Source organism: Sorangium sp. So ce145 (genome assembly GCF_051525985.1).
Taxonomy (GTDB): domain Bacteria; phylum Myxococcota_A; class Polyangia; order Polyangiales; family Polyangiaceae; genus Sorangium; species Sorangium cellulosum_B.
The window spans coordinates 11,539,205-11,556,254 of record NZ_CP150315.1; the positions used below are offsets into that span (position 1 = coordinate 11,539,205).

At 69.6% G+C, this 17,050-nt stretch carries 15 protein-coding genes; 9 read left to right on the forward strand and 6 right to left on the reverse strand.

The window, feature by feature from the left end; genetic code table 11:
* Window positions 1-15: 15 nt before the first annotated feature.
* Both WMF34_RS42900 and WMF34_RS42905 read right to left on the reverse strand, forming a co-directional pair.
* Window positions 16-603, reverse strand: a complete 588-nt coding sequence (locus WMF34_RS42900) for a hypothetical protein (protein WP_437991431.1) — start codon at window positions 601-603, stop codon at window positions 16-18.
* Window positions 604-971: 368 nt separating this feature from the next.
* Window positions 972-2,126, reverse strand: coding sequence for a hypothetical protein (locus WMF34_RS42905; RefSeq protein ID WP_437991432.1), 1,155 nt, complete (start codon window positions 2,124-2,126; stop codon window positions 972-974).
* A gap of 60 nt (window positions 2,127-2,186) precedes the next feature.
* Between WMF34_RS42905 and WMF34_RS42910 the strand changes: the two genes are divergently transcribed.
* On the forward strand, window positions 2,187-3,809 hold the full coding sequence (locus WMF34_RS42910) for a vWA domain-containing protein (RefSeq protein ID WP_437991433.1): 1,623 nt from the start codon (window positions 2,187-2,189) through the stop codon (window positions 3,807-3,809).
* 45 nt (window positions 3,810-3,854) lie between these two features.
* On the opposite strand, the gene WMF34_RS42915 is transcribed toward WMF34_RS42910, so the two are convergent.
* Window positions 3,855-4,289, reverse strand: coding sequence for a VOC family protein (locus tag WMF34_RS42915; protein ID WP_437991434.1), 435 nt, complete (start codon window positions 4,287-4,289; stop codon window positions 3,855-3,857).
* Between the two features lie 279 nt (window positions 4,290-4,568).
* On the opposite strand from WMF34_RS42915, the gene WMF34_RS42920 reads away from it, so the two are divergent.
* Window positions 4,569-5,030, forward strand: coding sequence for a transposase (locus tag WMF34_RS42920; RefSeq protein WP_437991435.1), 462 nt, complete (start codon window positions 4,569-4,571; stop codon window positions 5,028-5,030).
* Window positions 4,988-8,158, forward strand: coding sequence for a hypothetical protein (locus tag WMF34_RS42925; RefSeq protein ID WP_437991436.1), 3,171 nt, complete (start codon window positions 4,988-4,990; stop codon window positions 8,156-8,158). Before WMF34_RS42920 ends, WMF34_RS42925 begins: the two co-directional genes overlap by 43 nt.
* A gap of 189 nt (window positions 8,159-8,347) precedes the next feature.
* On the opposite strand, the gene WMF34_RS42930 is transcribed toward WMF34_RS42925, so the two are convergent.
* The 3 genes from WMF34_RS42930 to WMF34_RS42940 form a co-directional block, all read right to left on the reverse strand.
* Window positions 8,348-8,911 carry a deaminase gene (locus WMF34_RS42930; RefSeq protein WP_437991437.1) on the reverse strand — a complete coding sequence of 188 codons (564 nt, stop codon included), beginning with the start codon at window positions 8,909-8,911 and terminating at the stop codon, window positions 8,348-8,350.
* Window positions 8,912-9,051: 140 nt separating this feature from the next.
* A complete protein-coding gene (locus WMF34_RS42935) occupies window positions 9,052-10,812 on the reverse strand; it encodes a CotH kinase family protein (RefSeq protein ID WP_437991438.1) in 1,761 nt (586 codons plus the stop codon).
* A 228-nt stretch (window positions 10,813-11,040) separates the two neighbouring features.
* Window positions 11,041-11,670, reverse strand: a complete 630-nt coding sequence (locus WMF34_RS42940; protein WP_437991439.1) for a hypothetical protein — start codon at window positions 11,668-11,670, stop codon at window positions 11,041-11,043.
* 964 nt (window positions 11,671-12,634) lie between these two features.
* On the opposite strand from WMF34_RS42940, the gene WMF34_RS42945 reads away from it, so the two are divergent.
* The 6 genes from WMF34_RS42945 to WMF34_RS42970 all read left to right on the forward strand — a co-directional run bounded on the left by WMF34_RS42945 (window position 12,635) and on the right by WMF34_RS42970 (window position 17,012).
* Window positions 12,635-13,486 carry a hypothetical protein gene (locus WMF34_RS42945; RefSeq protein WP_437991440.1) on the forward strand — a complete coding sequence of 284 codons (852 nt, stop codon included), beginning with the start codon at window positions 12,635-12,637 and terminating at the stop codon, window positions 13,484-13,486.
* A 494-nt stretch (window positions 13,487-13,980) separates the two neighbouring features.
* Window positions 13,981-14,130, forward strand: coding sequence for a DUF3817 domain-containing protein (locus tag WMF34_RS42950; RefSeq protein WP_338055642.1), 150 nt, complete (start codon window positions 13,981-13,983; stop codon window positions 14,128-14,130).
* 11 nt (window positions 14,131-14,141) lie between these two features.
* Complete coding sequence (locus WMF34_RS42955; RefSeq protein WP_012240994.1) at window positions 14,142-14,708, forward strand: YaeQ family protein; 567 nt, start codon at window positions 14,142-14,144, stop codon at window positions 14,706-14,708.
* 218 nt (window positions 14,709-14,926) lie between these two features.
* A complete protein-coding gene (locus WMF34_RS42960; RefSeq protein WP_437991441.1) occupies window positions 14,927-15,949 on the forward strand; it encodes an NAD(P)H-dependent oxidoreductase in 1,023 nt (340 codons plus the stop codon).
* A 5-nt stretch (window positions 15,950-15,954) separates the two neighbouring features.
* Window positions 15,955-16,836, forward strand: coding sequence for an RNA polymerase sigma factor SigJ (gene sigJ / locus WMF34_RS42965; protein WP_437991442.1), 882 nt, complete (start codon window positions 15,955-15,957; stop codon window positions 16,834-16,836).
* Between the two features lie 5 nt (window positions 16,837-16,841).
* Window positions 16,842-17,012, forward strand: a complete 171-nt coding sequence (locus WMF34_RS42970; protein ID WP_437991443.1) for an SDR family oxidoreductase — start codon at window positions 16,842-16,844, stop codon at window positions 17,010-17,012.
* Window positions 17,013-17,050 lie beyond the last annotated feature (38 nt).

Sequence of the window (17,050 nt, forward strand, 5' to 3'; positions counted from 1 at the left end):
GACGGCGTCCCGCGCTCACGCGCGCGGGGCGAGCACCTGAAAGCGCCGCCCGCTGGACAACACGTACGGGTCCTCGCCGGTTGCGAGCACGTCGTGCCGCTGGCTCAGCTGATGACCTGGCTGGCAGCAGGCGAGCGTGTACGCGACGTTCCAGCGCAGCCGGGCGAGGACATCGTCGATGGGGACGTGGGCGTGCACGAACGTGACGAGCACGCGCATGTCGGGCAAAGCGTTGAGCCGTTCGATGGCCGCGAAGACGTCGGCGCGTTGCCAGGCGAAGCGGCGGATGCCGAATCGAATGCGCCAGGCCTCGACCAGCGGCTCGTTGAGCACCGGATCGACGCTGACGTTCTCAGCCTCCGTCTTCAGCGCGAACAACGCCCCGGTGCGGGCGTGGGCGCCGTCGCCGACGTGGATGACCCGGCACGGCGCGCCGGACATGAAGGGCCGCAGGTGCTCGAGCGCCGAATAGCTCTCGGTCATTTCCTTGGCGGGGCGCGTGGCTTTGGCGAAGAGCGGCCACAGGGCTTCGAAAGACCCTCGGCGCATCAGGCGATCCAGGTAGTCGCTGCTCGCCGGGCCAGCGTCCGTATGCGGATTCACGGCGGTCGTTCTATCACCGGGCGCCGGCGCGCGCGGCTCAAAGCGCCAGCTCGACCGTTCGCCGCCAGCTCCGCGCCGCGAGCTACGCCGAAGCGAGCGCGTTGATGTCGGCGACCTCGAGCACCTGCCTCGGCGCCCCGCTCGTCACGGAACGCACCATCGCGCGCAACGCCAGCGACCAGAACACCCCGACGAGCGCCGCCGAAGTCGCTCTGGAGCGGCCAGCTTGGTCAACCGAAACCGCCGGACCAGGTCCGTCTAGCTCGTGCGGCGCTCTGGGCAGACCCAGGAACGGGGTCGGGTTGACGCCCAGCGGTGACTGAAGACTGAAGGCTGGACAGCATGGGTCGCAGGCGCCATTCGACGCGCTAGCGCGTCCCACGCGCGGCACCCACGCGCGCAATCGTGCCCATCCACCCGATCACCGAGAGCGCCGCGAGCTTCTGAAGCGCTGGCAAAAGGACGTGGCAGCCCGGCACCGCGATCGCAACTGCGTAGTATGCGGCGTCCGCGCTGCCGAGCGCGAGCGAAAGCGCGCCGAGCCACGCCGAGAAGCGCAACGGTGACGAGCGGCTCTCGCCCGCATTGCCCTGTGCAAACGCGCCGGTCACGCCCAGGAGCGTCGCCAGCAGCCCGGGGATCGTCGCGACGAACACCGACGCTGCGTGGAGCAGCGGCGAGACCACGGACGGCAGCCACGCGATCAGGTTCGTGCCGGCGGCGGAGAGCAGTCCGAGCAGGCGAACCGCGCCGCCGAGCCGGCCGCCGAGCAGGGCGCCGTGAACCCACCAGAACGGGACGAGCGCGAGGGAAAAGCAGACGAACGAGGCCTGCGCGAGCGAGCGTGCGCGCGTGTTGTCCACCCCGCGCTGGGTCACGGGCTGCGTGAGATCGCAGAAGAAGTTGCCCCAGAAATCGTAGCCGGGCGCGTTCGCGTCGCAGAAGGTGCCGCCCGGATACGCGGCCGCGGCGAGCGCTGTGAGGACGAGAAACGCGGAGACCCCGACCAGGATCAGCGCGGGTGCGACGCGGGTAGACTGCCCCACGCGCTCGAGAATACCACGAGGGTCGAGGCGTTCCGGGTCATGCTCGAAGCTCGGGCGCGCCCGGGCCGCTCCACCATGGTGGTTCGCGTCCCGCGCGTCACGAAGCACGAGTGCGCGGAGCCTGGTCGCGCGCGATCGCATTCGGGACGAGCGCTCGCACGGAGCGCTCGTGGCGCGCGCGTTCAGCTTCGAATAAAGAGTCTGCACGAAGTGACCCATCTGTCCAGATTGCACAAGGTCATCTCTTCTGCTGGGCGGCCGTGCGGCCTCCGGGCGGCGCATGTGTCGCGTCCGTGTGGGTCGAGCAATGCCAGCGTGCGCCATACTGAGACGCGAACCTGACAACGCTGTCATGGTATTTGCCGCCGGAGCGCGGATGGTCGCGGTTTGAGCCGTGTGGCCCGCGCGATCCGGCGCGATCGGACCGGCGGCGCTCGGGTGCGGCGCGGCGTCCGGATGGCATTGCGCGCGCGGCATCCATGTTGCTGGGCGGGCCGTCCCGAGCGCGGTGCGATCGCATCGCGGAGGAGGGTGCCAGTGCGAACCGTTCCCGCGTCCCTATCTCTCTGTCTTTATGCTGTATCGGCGGTCCTCCTTGGCGGCGCCGGGCTCGCCGCCTGCGGCCAGGGTTCCTCCCCGGAGCCGCCCTTCGCGCCCTTCGACAACGGCGCCGGTAGCAGCACCGGCAGCAGCGGCAGCAGCGGCAGCAGCGGCAGCAGCGGCACCGGCAGCTTCGGCGCCGGCACCGGCGCCGGCAGCACCGGCGCCAGCAGCGGCTCCGGCGGCGGTGCGGGTGCCGTCGATGGAGCCCAGGCCGAGCCGCCCCCGGCGCCGTCGGACGAGGACGCCGGCGCGCCCCCGGCGTTCACCTGCGAGGGGCTCGACTCGAGTCAGCCCGTGGTCCTGTACCTGTCGGCCGACGACTCCAATTCGATGAGCTCGCCGGTGCACGTGCGCGAGCTGCTCCGCTCGGGCCGCGCGCCGGAGCCGTGGCAGGTGCGCACGTACGAGTTCCTCAATTACTACCGCATCGACTACGCGCCGCCGGACGAGGGCGAGCTCCGCGTCGAGTCCCAGATCGAGCCCGGTGAGGAGGCGGGGAGCTACGCCCTTCAGATCGGCGTTCGCTCCTACGATCCGCCGAGCCCGCGCCGCCCCATCGCGGTCACGTTCGTCCTCGACACCTCCGGATCGATGGATGGTGAGCCGATGGCGCGCGAGAAGGCCACGGTGCGCGCCGTCGCCGCGAGCCTATCCGAGGGCGACGTCGTCAACATGGTCACCTGGAACACCCAGAATTCGGTGATCTTGAGCGGCCACGTGGTGGACGGTCCGGACGACCCGGCGCTGCTCGCGGCGGCCGACGCGCTCTCCGCCAGCGGTGGCACCGATCTCGAGAGCGGCCTCCGGGTCGGGTATCAGCTCGCCCAGGAGCACTTCGAGGAAGGCCGGATCAACCGGGTGATCCTCGTCAGCGACGGCGGCGCCAACGTGGGAGTCACCTCCGAGGAGCTCATCGCGCTGCACGCCGAGGACGCCGACCAGGAGGCGATCTACCTCGTGGGCGTCGGGACGGGTCCGGCGCTCGGCTACAACGATGTGCTCATGGACGCCGTGACCGACAAGGGGCGCGGCGCCTATGTCTATCTCGATGACGAGGACGAGGCGTTCCACATGTTCCGGGATCGCTTCGCGGAGGTGATGGAGGTGGCCGCCCGCGGCGTCCAGGTGGAGCTCACCATGCCGTGGTACTTCAAGATGGAGAAGTTCTACGGCGAGGAGTACTCGACGAACCCCGAGGAGGTCGAGCCGCAGCACCTCGCGCCGGGCGACGCGATGATCTTCAGCCAGCTCGTGCGGGGGTGCGATCCGGGCGTGATCAACGACGAGGATACCCTCACCGTGCGCGCGCGCTGGCAGACGCCGCTCACCCATGAGGCGAAAGAGGTGAGCCGCGAGGCGACCCTCGCGGAGCTCGCCGCCGGGAGCAAGGAGCAGCTCGTCAAGGGCAAGGCCATCGTGGCCTACGCCGAGGCGCTCAAGGCGGGCACGAGCGAGGCGCTGCACGCTGCGCGCGAGCAGGTGATCGCGGCGAACGCGGGCGGCGATCCGGAGCTCGACGAGATCGCGGAGCTGATCCCGCTCCACCCGCTCTACTGAGAGATCGGCCCCGGAGGGGTCGACGTGGGGTCGACCCTGGTTGGTTCAGCCCGAAGCCTCCAGCAACGCCGCGTCGTGCGCCTCGGCGCCGGGCCCGAGCGGCTGGCCGTAGGAGAACTCGATGTAGTTGCCGTCCGGGTCCTTGAGCGCGCAGAAATAAGCCACCGGATAGGGCAGATCCTTGGGCGGCCAGACGAGGTGCGCTCCGCCGCGGCGCGCGATCTCGTCGACCGCGGCGCGGCTCTCGAGCGCAAACCCGAAGTGACTCATGTCCTCCGGCGCCTGCGGCGCGCGCTGGCCGCCCTCGATCATCACCAGGACGAACGTCCGCTCCTTCCCCTCCTCGGCGAGCCAGGCGACCCGCGTGCCGGCGTCGCTGCGCTCGTGAACCACCTTGAGCCCGCAGAACTCGCGATAAAAGGCGATCGTCGCGTCGAGGTTGCCTACGTGGAGCGCGACGTGGGTCATCATCGGTTTCATCGTAAACTCCCCTTCTTTCTCCCCGGCAGCGTAGCAGAAGAACAGGCGCGGGAGCAGCGGGGCCCGAGCCCGAGCGCGCTCGCACGGCAAATCGCCACAATCCCACCCTGCCAACGTCGCACCCGCGCCGCCATCGCCGCTCCTCATGATCTGCAGCGCCGGTGACGGCGCGCCGCCGCAAGTGCGGCCACGTTACCGGGGGACCCCAGGGCGCCGCCAGACAACCCCGGGGGCAGACTACCCCCGTTCGATCGCATTACGAAGAGCGCATCGCAGCGGATGACGATCAGGGGTTGCGAGAGGCTCGTGCGGTGCTGCACCCGCCCGGCCTTCGCACTCGATCGAATCGAGCTCCTGCCCGATGGGCGCATAGCGTACCTGCTGAAGACACCTCGGCGGGGACGCACTCACCGCGTGATGAGTCCAATGGAGTGCATGGCCCGGCTCGCGGCTTGGATTCCTACGCCGGGGATCCCGCTTGTGAGGTATCATGGCGTGTTTGCGCCTCGCTCGTCGTGGCGCTCTCTCGTGACGCCCAAACCGCTGGCCCGCGCCGCGGAGCCTGAACCGTGCCCGGGCCAGCCTCGGCCCGCTGCACCCGCGTCGCCCGCGCCTGCGTCGCCTGCACCGGCATCAACGGGAGCCGCGACGCCCCACACGTGGTCGTCGTCGGCGTCGCCTTCGTCTAGACTCGGCGCATGGTGGAACCGCTCTCGGAGGTCCGTCGGCTCGGAAGCCTGAGCTTCGCGAAGCGGGGGCGGGCGCTTGCCCTGCTCGCCCGCGGCTGGGATCAGGCCACGGCCGATTCGGTCATGGCTGCGCTGGATGGCGGCGACGGCGACGAGCGGCGGCTGGCGCTGGACCTGGCGACCTATCGCCGGGACGTGGCGCGCATCGAGGAGGCGCTGCGCGACCCCATGATGCGCCGGGCGGCGCTTTCCTCGGCGCGCCGGGTGCCGGTGTCGGACGAAGCGTTGCTCCAGGTGCTGCGCGAGGGGAATCGCCGCGAGGCTCGCGGGGTGGTCCTGATCATGCAAAGACACCGTCTCGTCGCCCAGGCGACGGCGGTCATTCCCCTGGTCATCGCCAGGCACGGTGTGGGGCTCGCGACACGCCTCTTCGCGACATGCGATCTCGACACGCTGGAACGTCACGCGGCCGAGCACGAGGCCGCGTGGCGCGAGCTGGTGACGCGCGCGCCGGAGCGCGGCCTTCGGGTGGCGCTGGCGACGAGGCGCAAGATCACGGCGGACGAGGCCACGCTGTTCTGCACCCGATATCCGAGGGAGGCCCTCGCGCTGCTCGTGCGGCGGGATGCCTTGCATGCGGGGGCGATCCACGCCCTGGTGATGGCTTGTCCGGCCGAGCTGCTCGAGGTCCTGCGCCGGAACGACTGGACTGTCTCTCTCGCGAGCGGTCCGCTTCCATCCGGATCGCCGCCGATCTCGACGCTGCCGGCCGAGGATGTGCTGGAGCTCCGGAGCCGGTGCAAGCCCCTCGACGCCTCCGCCGATCCGCTCTTCCGCTTCCTGCCCCTGACCGAGCGCGAACGTCTCCTTGGCGCCGAGCTGGAGCAGGCCGCGACGGCGGCATGGTCGCCCCGTCCTGGCATGGACGCGCGGCTGGCCACGATGCCACCGGCGAGCGTTACGCGGCTCACGGCGGCGGCCCTGACTCCTCCCGTCGATCCGGACACCCGGCGCAAGCGGCTTAAGGCCCTCGAGAAGCACCTCGACCTTGCCCAGCTGCGATCCGAGCACGAGGCGCTGGGCGCGGCCAGGGACCGGGGCGAGCGCGCGGCGCGGATGGTCGCGCTGGTGCGTTCGCTCCGCCGCGGCGCCGACCCGGCGACCTGCGCGTCCGTCCTCGCCGAGGTGGAGCCGGCATGGCACGGCTCCAGCCGTCATCTGGTCATGGCCGAGCTGGCCCAGCTGTCCGAGCATCAGGTCTCGGAGATCCCCGTCCAGACCTACAGGGATGCCCTGCTCACCACCGTGCAGTCGCGCGATTCGAACGCATCCACCCTGGCCCAGGCCGAGCGGGCCGTGCACAAGGCCATCGGCGAAGCGATCCTCCGGGACAGCATCACGCGCGCGGCGCAGCTGCTCGGGCTCCTTGTTCAAATTCGCCTGGATCCCCGGGTGCGCTGGCGCGCCGACAAGGCGCCGGCGCCTGGTCACAAGCCGCCGTCCATGGAGTACCTGCCCAGTCCGCTGCGCATCGCCGAAGGTCTCGCCGCCCAGCTCCATGCGGCCTACGAGGGCGTGCGCCTCGACGGCACCACACCCATGCTGGGACCCGTGGCGGTCGGTCGCTACGAGCCCGAGGCGGAGCGGCTCATCCTGGACCTGCTCCTCGGAAGAGCACCGAAGACGCCGCGGCCTCCGCGCAAGCCCGTCACATGCAACGGGCCGCTGGACGAGGTGATGGGGTATGTCCCGGAGATCAGCTTGAAGGAGACTGCCCTGGTCGACGCGCTGCTCGATCGGGACGACACCACCGATCCCCACAAGACCGATCTGGTGGCGGCGATCTCACGATCGGCCCCCGGGCGGTGGACGCCCTCCCAGCGCAGGCGCTTCACGCAGCATCTCCTGCGGGTGGCGCGGGACGCCAGCCTGGATCTCTCGAGGCGCGTCAAGGCCATCGGCCGCGTCGAGGACGCGCCGCTGCTGCTCGAGCTGCTGCCGGGCGCGGCCGGGCCGGTCGCCGCCGCGATCCTTTCGCGGTGCGCCCGGATCGCTCCGCCGACCACCGAGCTCCGGCGGCTGTTTCTGGAGCGCGCGCGAAGATCCGGCGTGGTGGGTCGCGCGGCGATGAGCGCCCTCAACGTGCTGTCCGAGCGCATGCCCGGTCCGTTCGATCTGGCGCCCTACCGTGAGCTGCTGCTGTCGAAGGACTGCGCGGTGGTCAACCGCAAGAACGCCGCCGGCAGGGTATCAGCCGCTGCGACCGTGGAGGCGCGCGACCTCCTGATGGAGGCGTGGCGGTCCGAGGACCTGCACCCCAGCATCCGGCCGGACATCCTGGCGGGGTTGCTGCGCTTCGTCGACCAGGCCGACGTCCGACAGGTGCTCATCGACGGCATCACGACGGTGCCAGATACGTGGTCGCTGCTCAACCCCGGGTCGAGGCTCCTGTTCCCGAACGAGTCGCAGGCGCGACCCGCGGTGGCTCGCGGCTTCGTGGCCCTGGCCGAGGCGCTGGTCGAACGCGGCGACGAGCGCATCGCTTCCACGGCAGCGGGCGTCTGCATTGCCCAGCATGACCTGTGCTCCGAGGGGCTTGGTCTGGCGACCAGGCTCCTCGCCGAGGCGCGCACCTCCGGCCGCGTCCTGGTCCAGACTGTCGAGTCCTTGAGCCGCCTTCCTGACGACGCCGGATTACCACCCTGGCAGGCGGCGCTGGCCCGGCTCGTCGCAGCAGCGAGCGGCGTCCGGACCTGGGCCGCGGCCCGGCTTGCGCGGCTCGCGCCCAGGCCACGGGCGTTCCGGATCGCGCTCGGCCTGGCTCAGAAGGATGCAGGCCTGCGCCTCATCGCCGCCGCCTCGCTGAAGGAGATCCTCGACGTCGATCTCGTCGAGGTCAGGTTCGACAAGGAGCTCTGGTCGGAGTACCTGGCCCTGGTAGACGAACAGCCCGCGCGTCGGAGCCCCTCCACCGGCAAGCTGAAGGACTCCGGGCTCGCCGCCTCCCTGATCGACTGGCTCATCCAGCATGGCGGGTTGGCGGCCGCGCTGTCGGCCGCCGAGCTGTCGCTGCAGGTCGACAAGCAACTCCGAGACAGCCCCGCATGGCGCGCTCGGCTCGACGCCATCCGCGCGATGCACGCTGACGCCGCCGAGCGCTTGCTGCTGGCGGATACCTAGAGCGACAACCGGGTTGAAACCCCGAGGAAAAGCAGGAATTTCACAGGAAGTCGGGGAGGCGGGGAGCGAGCGACGGCAAGAGGGAGAGATTCATTTCTTTTTTTTTCTTCCTCCCCGCCTCCTCGCCTCCCTGTGAAAATTCTCAGTGACGGACGTAACCCCGGTTGCCAATTGACGTCTGGGCGATCTCTACCGCTTCGCGAGCAGCGCCTCGATTCGGGACGGATCGACGCCGTAGATCTCCGCGAGCCGCGGGACGCGGTCCGATGCCGGAAACGTCAGCGCGCGCCGCAGCGGCTCGTGAGGATGGTGATCGAGCACCCAACTCCCGAGCTGACGGCGGATCTCCGCTTCGCATACGCCCTCCACGACCTCGACGCCCCCTTCGCGCAGGATGCGAACGCCTTCGCCGTCGACGCGCGGGTTCGGGTCGTTCATCCCGATCACGACGCGGGCCACGCCGCGCTCGACGATCGATCGCGAGCACGCCGGCGTGCGGCCGTGGAACGAGCAGGGCTCGAGGGTCGAGTAGAGCGTCGCTCCGACCACGCTGAGTCCGCGCGCGTGCGCGGCGCGTGCCGCGGCGATCTCCGCGTGATCTTCACCCGGCCCCAGCGTATGCCCGCTGCCGAGGAGCTCCCCGGCGGCGCTCACGATCGCGCAGCCGACCCAAGGGTTGTCGCCCGTCCCTCCGCGCGCCCGTTCGGCCTCCTCGATCGCCAGGCGCATCCATTTCTCGGGGTCGTTGCTCATCGAACGGAAGCATGACCTTACCTCATGCCGGCCGTGTACGCGATGAAACCTCGCCGAACCCTGGAGAAACGCCCGAGAGCACAGGCGCCCACGCGGCTCGCGGCGCTACGTCGCGTGGGCCGTGCTCGTGAAACGCACGTTCACCACGTCATGAGCTCGTCGCGAATCCAGCTGGCCCGCCTGCGGAGAAAGTCCTTGAGCAGGCTGACCTCGGCGTCGTGGGACCCATCGAGAGGCGGGGAATCCGGCCAGCGCGCGAAATTTCTCTCCACGGCCGGAGCTCCCGCCTTGCGCACCAGGCCGTCCACCATGGCGTCGAGCTTGTCGGGCGCGAGCTCGCCCTGGAGCAGCGCCAGAAATCGTTCCTTGTACCGCGCCTTGAACGCCGGATCGCGGAACAGCGACCCCCACCAGCCCTCCGTGAAGTAGTCGGTCCCGTCGGAGCCCTCGAGCTTCCACTCCTCCGGCTCGAACGCGCGTTCATCATAGGGCGTTCCGAGGCTCCGGTCGAAGTCCCACACGGGGCCGGCCGAGAGGAGGCCCTGTCGATCTTTGAAGAAGTACGTGCTGATCCGCAGGCCATCGACGTTCTTCGTCAGGGCGTTGATGATGTTGTGGTCGATGAAGGCGTCCTGATCGATGAAGCTCGAATAGTGTTTGCCGCTGCTGGGCTGCTTGAAGTCATCCGCGTCGACGGCCTGACCGAAGTCGTCGATGTAACCGCGAATGTAGTCGAGCTGCGGTCTTCGCGCGGGGGCCAGCATGTCCTCGGGATCGGGGTACACGAACTGGAGGTCCTGGCCGGCGGCCTTGAATTGATCTTCGCCCTTGTCGATGCGCAAGAGGAAGCCGCCGGTCACGTCCGGCTCCGTGAGATCGTCGGCCGAGAGCTTGGCCACCGGGACACGCGCCTGACCGCGCTTGATCTTCTCGATCGCCGTGTAGAACCCGAGGAAGCTCTTCTTCGCCACGTCGGCCCCCGAGTCGACGAGGAACACCTCGACGAAGCTCGTGCGCGGCGCGTACCGGCCGATGCGGTTGCTCATCTCGAAGGCGAGCGCGTTGCGGATCAGCGAGCGGTCGAAGCTCACCGGATCGCTGAGCACCCAGTCGGAGTCCGCCGGCATCCCCAGGAACTCCCGGTCGAGATCCGTGTCCAGAGCGTCGTCACGAAATTCGACGGCGTATTGCTTCTTCGGAAACTCGCGAGACGTCGCGCCGCGGACGTGGATGCCGATGCGGCCATCGAAGCTCGCGCGGCCCAGCAGCTTGGTTTGCCCATCCTGGGGCTCGAGCAGCATGAACGTGGCCGGGACGAACTCGGTTTCGAGCGGGTCGAGCTCCTTCGACTCGAAGGTGTGGATCACGACGATCGGCAGCTCCGAGCTGAACTCCGCGCTGTCGGCGGCGACCTTGAAATACGCCTCGCTCGCGATCGGCCCGAGGAGGTCGGCCCCGTCGCTATCCGCTCCCCCGTTGCCCCCCGCTCCCCCGTTGCCCCCCGCCCCCCCGTTGCCTCCCTCTCCCCTGTTGCCCCCCTCTCCGGAAGGCGCGGCGTGAGGGACGACGGCGAGGGCGCGCACCCGCGTGGACGCGGTGAGCACGAGCGGCTCGACGTAGACCGGCGAGCTCGCGGTGGGCAGCGAGCCGTCGGTCGTGAAGTGCACAACGGCGCGCTCGTCCTCGACCGTGAGCTCCACGGGCTCGGACGCCTGGAAGGTGCCTCCCTTCGGCGTGAACACGACGGCCAGCGACTTCGGGGCAGGCTCAGGCTCAGGCTCAGGCTCAGGCGCAGGCTCAGGCGCAGGCGCTTTCGCGTCATCGCGCGCCTCGCTGGAGCAGCCCCCGAGCGAGGCCAGCACGAACACCCCCGCGATCCGCAGCGCCGCAAGCTTCGACACGTAGAACATTCGCGCACAGTTTACTCGGGTCGCTCGTGAATTCGAACGAGCGCTTGATGGGTCTCGCGTCCTCTTCGAATCGGGCCGAAATCCAGGCAGTCTTGTGTGTGTCGGATGGTTCGCGATGAGTAGGTAGGATGCCGCGCGGGGCGGGGGCCGAGCGGCGGGGGCGAACGAGCGCGGCAGCAGCGGGGCCGCGCCCCGGCGCGCTCGAGCGGAGGTCGCGTTTCAGGCGGGCTCGAACGCCTTGCTCGACGCGTACCCGCGGGCGGCGGACCGGATCTTCGCGATCTGCGCCGCGTCGAAGGAGACGGGCGCTCCGGTGCGCGCGTAGCTCATCACGTTGTCGTCGACGCCGCTGTGCCCGAGGCCGAAGAAGTGCCCGAGCTCGTGCGCGAGCACGGTGGGCCGCGCGTTCGCCGCGAGGATGACGAAGCGCCGCTCCGGCGTCGCCCGGCGCCGCCAGTGCACGCCCATCCGGAAGCGCCGCGGATCGTCGACGTCCCGCAGCGACGCGACCACCATCACGTTGATCCGGCGCGCCTCGATCGCCGAGGCGAGCGCGTCCCGGTCCTCGCGCGTCTCGATCCGCGAAAACCGCGGGGCGAGCGGGCGCGCGCCGACCTTGCGGAGCGCCACACCGGCGGGCTCGAACAGCCGGACCGCCTCGGCTATCTGCGCGTCGATCCAGGCGTCGTCGCGCACCGGCTTCCCCGCCTCCTCCTCCGTCACCGCGATCGAGAGGGGAAACGCCGGGAGAGGCGGGGGCACGCGCCCCGCCGCGCGGGCCAGGCCCGGGGCGAACACGCCGGCGGAGAACAGGCCGGCTGCGGCGATCACGGCGCGGCGGGACATCATGGACAAGGCCCTATACCACCACCGGCCGACGATCGCGAATGCGCGGGTGAACCGCCGTCGGGGAGAAGGCATCGTAAGGTGGCGTCCGCAAGGTCAATCTTGCTGGTTCCCGCGCCTGTCGATCGAGGCCGCGCGACCGGACATGTCGGAGGAGCCCCGCCGTCGCCTGGCAAGGGTGGCACCGTGCTCGCGCGCCGAAAGGCCGTCGGCTGCCGTGAAAGCTATCGGCCGAGCGATCTCGGGTAACGGCAGGATGGCGCTCTCCCTCCGTCGAAAGGAACCTTGGGTTTGGCAGACAAGGACCCAGAAAGGAGAGCGCCGATCAAGAGAACCATCGGATTGGACGTGAATGCCAGCAGCATCGCCAGAGGCTCGCGCGGTACTGCACCCGCCCGGCCTTCGACGGCCACCGCCGTGAAGCCGTAGGCGTCGCCGAAGCGCGCGTGGGTGGGTGGCAACGAGCTGTGAACCGCCACGGATTGCGCTGTTGCGCACCGCTTCCTCGGTGCCTCAGGAGGGGCCGTGTGTCGAAGCCGAGCGTCTCCGCGAAGGTGCTCGCGGACATCGCCGCGGCCCTGGCGCCCCCGCGGAGCGGCACCGACGCGGAGGCGCCATGAGCGACGCGGCCGACTGCGTCCCGCCGCCACGCTCGGGAAATTGCCTGTCGCTCACGACGCGGCCCAGATCACGCGCACATCGCAGCGCTGCCGTGCGACCGATAGGCTCGTTGCAAGAGCTGTGCCCGCGGAGCTCGTGCCGACATCGCCAGAAGCGGCCCTCCCAGCAGTCGATCCAGATGTTTTACCGGTATGCCCTGTGGCACACTGAGCGCCTGCGAGGGCGAAAGGTGGGTGGTCGTGCTGCAATTCCGCTCCCGCCCTCGTTCGACTCCAAGGACGGGCGGATCCCGAGACGGCGGGACCGTCTGCCGCCCTTGACGGCACCGATTCGGTACGGAGCTATCATGGCCCCCATTGCGAAGATGAGCGACGTCGACAAGGTCGGCGTCGTATTCCGAGAAGCGGCGAAGCACCTACCGCGTACGGTCGGCAATGCGCTGCTCGACATCATCAGCCCCGCCAACCTTGCCATCACGGTCGCGCTGTTCGTCGCGTTCGCGGCTGGTCAAGCGCTCGGGTATGGTTGGATCGTCGACATCGTCGCGATCGGCGGAGGGCTGCTGCTCGCGGGCGCGTCCGCCCTCGATGGGGTGAAGTACCTCGTGGAGGCTGTGGCCAAAACTGCCTCCGCAAAGAGCCAGCTCGATCTCCAGGACGCCGGGAAGGCGCTCGCCCAGGCGGTGCTCGCGCTCGGCGTAGGCACGCTGATCGCGTTGCTCACCAAGAAAGCGGTCGTCAAGACGAGGATGGCGGGTACCGCGACCGTCATGGCCAGGGGTCGCTATCCCACCTACAGCGAGCTCCGTGGAACCGTCCGGACGTCGGAGCTCAAGGGTGAATTTGAAGCTCACCACCTCTGGGAAAAGCAGTTTGCTGCCCTCATCGGTGTGGCCGAGGAGGACATCATCGCCGCCCCGGTGCTGCGCCGGTACCACAGAGCGGTCAACGGGATCGTCAAGACCCGAGGGCAGCCTCTCGGTATCCCGTACGGTGTCATCGACTCCAACATCGACGTGATGATCACCAACTACATTGAGCAGCGCCTCAGGGTGTCACGCGCCAGCGCCACCATCCAGCAGGTGTGGGTGGCCCATCGTGAGGTCTATTTGCGCCTGGGCCAGGGCAGCTGGGCGGACGCGATCTACGACCTGTACGTAAAGCCGCGCGGGATCCCATACTGGGGTGGCGCAAGGTGAAGTCCGAGCGCAAACGTGCCCGTCCTGCACTTCCAGTGCTGGCTGCAAAAACGCCTCGACCGAACGGAACAGTACCGTGATGCTCGGCCATGGCACGCCGCTGGAGGACGAGTGAGCCGGGTTCTCACCTGGGAGCGACGTTTCTCCGCCACGTGCGGCGGGTTCGACGTCATCGCGCGGTGCGCATCGCCGCGGATGGCGGTCCACGTCACACCGGCCTCGCGGAGGTCGTGGAACGTGATCGGCTTCCGCGTCGCGTCGTCCGCGAAGAACTCGGGCCGGGAGCGCCCGCGAACGCCAGGCAGCGGCGCAGCCTCGCTGCCAAGGACTGGCTGCACACCATCCGGCCCGGGCCGCTCGCTCCGTGCGAGGGAGACCCGCGCGAAACTCGTGACCGTGAGCACGTTCCAGATAGGCTCTCGTTCGCTCGCGTGGTACTCGGCTGGAGCAGGGTCCTGCGCGATGCGAACAGCGGCGCGCTCCGGAGGTCATCGATGTTGAACACAGCGCTTGGAAGGTTCCGTCTCGTCGCCGTGGGCGAGGGAGCGTCGTTTCTCCTCATCGGAGGCGCGATGCCGCTCCAGTACTTCACAGGCTTTCCGGCAGCCGTCCGCGTGGTCGGTATGGCGCACCATCGAGGCTAGCGGGAGCATCGATGGCACTCCCCTCGACGCGAATGGACTTCCGCATCGACCTCTCGCACGTCGATCGCGGCCGCGAGGCGAGCGAGCGGGTGATCGTCGCCCGCCACCCGTCGGAGAGCGCCGAGCACGTCATGCTGCGGGTGCTCGCGTATTGCCTCTTTCACGAGGAGGGCCTCGCCTTCGGCCCAGGGCTCTGCGACGCCGAGGGGGCGGACCTCTGGACGCGCGATCCCGCGGGCCGCGTCCTCACCTGGATCGAGTGCGGCGCGGCGCCGTTCGAGAAGCTCAAGAGAGTCGTGCAGCACAACCCGGGCGTGGCCGTTCACGCGCTCTTTTCGGACGCGCGCCGGCGCGACGAGCTCGTGTCCGGCGCGCGCGAGGCCGCCTCGCGCGCGAGCAAGGTCACCGGCGCGATCTCGCTCTCCACCGTCGACCACCGCCTCGTCGCCGCGCTCGCGGAGAACACGGGTTTGCGGCGCAAATGGGCGGTCACGATCGTGGGCGATCACCTCTACATCGAGGCCGACGGCAGCACGCTCGACGGCGAGGTCGTCCGCTCGCGGCTCGAAGCGCCGTGATGGCGTCGAGGGGGTGCTCCCCCGTCGCCACGCCGATCGGCGCGATCGCCCTGGCGATCGCGGCGTGACCGAGGATGTCAGTCCGGCCCGGCCGGGGAGATCGACGATGAGCTCCTCGACGCGGCCGCGCGCGCCGGGAAACGCGAGCTCCGTGCGCGCCGGCGGTCACATTCCGGGGGGCTGCCTTGTCCTGGGAGCGGACCCCACCCGGAGAGGACATGAAGAGACTGCTCAGAATCGATGCGAGCGCCCGTACGCAAGGGTCGATCTCGCGGAGCGTGGCGGACTATTTCCAGGTACGCTGGACAGAATCGAATCCGGGCGGCCGCGTCATCGTCCGCGACCTCGCCCGGTATCCGGTGCCGCACCTCGACGCCGCGACCATCGCTGCGTTTCTCGCGCCCCCGCCGCCTTCCGGGGGACCGCCGCCCGAGGGCCTCGTGCTGTCCGACGCCTTGATCGATGAGCTGAGCTCGGCCGATCACCTGCTGATCAGCAGCCCGCTGTACAACCTCACGCTGCCATCGACCCTCAAGGCCTACTTCGATCACGTCATCCGCAATCACCGGACGTTCGCACAGGTAGAAGGACGCTACGTGGGGCTCCTCACCGGCAAGTCGGCGTCCGTCGTGACGGCGCGCGGCGGCGTCGCCTCGCCCGCCGCCGAGGACGAGCTTCAGACCCGCACGCTGCGGGCGATACTGGCCTTCATCGGCGTCACGAAGGTCGACCTGATCTCGCTGGATGGGATGAGCGGAGACGAGGCCTCTCGGTCGCGTCGCATCGCGCGCGCGCGGGCCGAGATCGACCATCTCTTCGCCTCTCCTGGAGAGCCGGTGTGTCTCGGGCCGTTCACCGAGGAAGATCGCCGGGAGATCGGCGGGCTGCGGGCCGCGCAGGCCGCTGCCATCCAGCGGGGCGACGCGGAGGCCTACGCGGCGCTTTGCACCGACGACATCCAGCTCCTGATCCCGGGGCACGAGGTCGTCTCCGGCCTCGAGCGGTTCCTCGCGTGCGAAGCGGAGCTCTTCCGGAGCGCGAGCTTCGCGTCGTTCAGGAAGACGCCGGAGCGGATCGAGCGGAGCGGCGACCTGGCCGTCGAGGTGGGCCGGCAAGAGGTGGCCATGCGGCGCGGCGGGACCGCGGGCGTCTTCGCCGCGCGGCAGAAGTACACGCATGTCTTCCGGCGGACGGCGCAGGGCTGGCGCTTCGCCGTGCTGATGTCCAACGCCATCGAGTAACCGGCATGGATCACCGAACACGTCTCTTCGAGAGCCACCGCCCCCTCCTCGAGGGGCTCGCTTACCGGATGCTCGGCACGCGCGCCGACGCCCTCGACATCGTGCAGGAGACGTTCTTGAAGTGGAGCCAGACGGACATCGACCAGATCCGCGACGCGCGCGCGTGGCTCGTCACGGTGTGCAGCCGCATCGCGCTGAACACGCTGCAATCGGCGCGTTCCCGGAGAGAGACGTACGTGGGCACCTGGCTGCCGGAGCCGTTGATGGAGGAGTCGCGGAGCCCTGACGAGGAGCCGCAGATCGACGAGACCGTCTCGGTGGCGTTGATGCACGCCCTCGAGCGGCTGACGCCGAACGAGCGCGCCGCGTTCCTGCTGCACGACGTGTTCGGCTACAGCTTCGACGAGATCTCCGCGCTGCTCGGCAAAGAGAGCGCGGCGTGCCGGAAGCTCGCCTCCCGTGCCCGCGCGCGGGTCCGCGACGCGCGGCCGAAGTTCGCGGCGTCGTCCACCGAGCACCAGCGCCTCCTGACCGCGTTCCTGAATGCCGCCCGCGCAGGCCGGATCGACGAGCTCCGCAGCCTGCTCGCGGAGGGCGTGGAGCTCCACGCGGACGGGGGCGGCAAGGCCGAGACGGTGACCCATGTGCTCCGCGGCGCGGACGCGGTGAGCACCTTCTTCGCCCGCGTCTGGAGCGCCTCGGCGCATCCCGATGGCCGCTACCGCTTCGTGGTGCGGTGGTTCAACGGTTCCCCGGGGCTCCTGGTCCACGACGGCGATCGGCTGATCGCCGCCGTGAGCGTGATCATCGACGAGGGCGTGATTCGAGGGGTCTATGCCCACCGCAACCCGGAGAAGCTCGCAGCCTTCCTCGCTGAGGCTGGCTGAGCGGCGTGGGCCCGGCGAGGGAAAGCACAACAGCCAACCGGGGGCGCACCATGAGCCCCGAGAAGCGCATCGCCGACCCCGACGAGATCGCGCGGTTCGTCACGTACCTGGCCCGGCCCGAGTCGACCTACATCAACGGCGTGAGCCTGACGATCGACGGCGCCTTCTCGGCGTGAGCTGCCAGCGCTGCTCGCAGAGACCCGCCTCGCTTGCT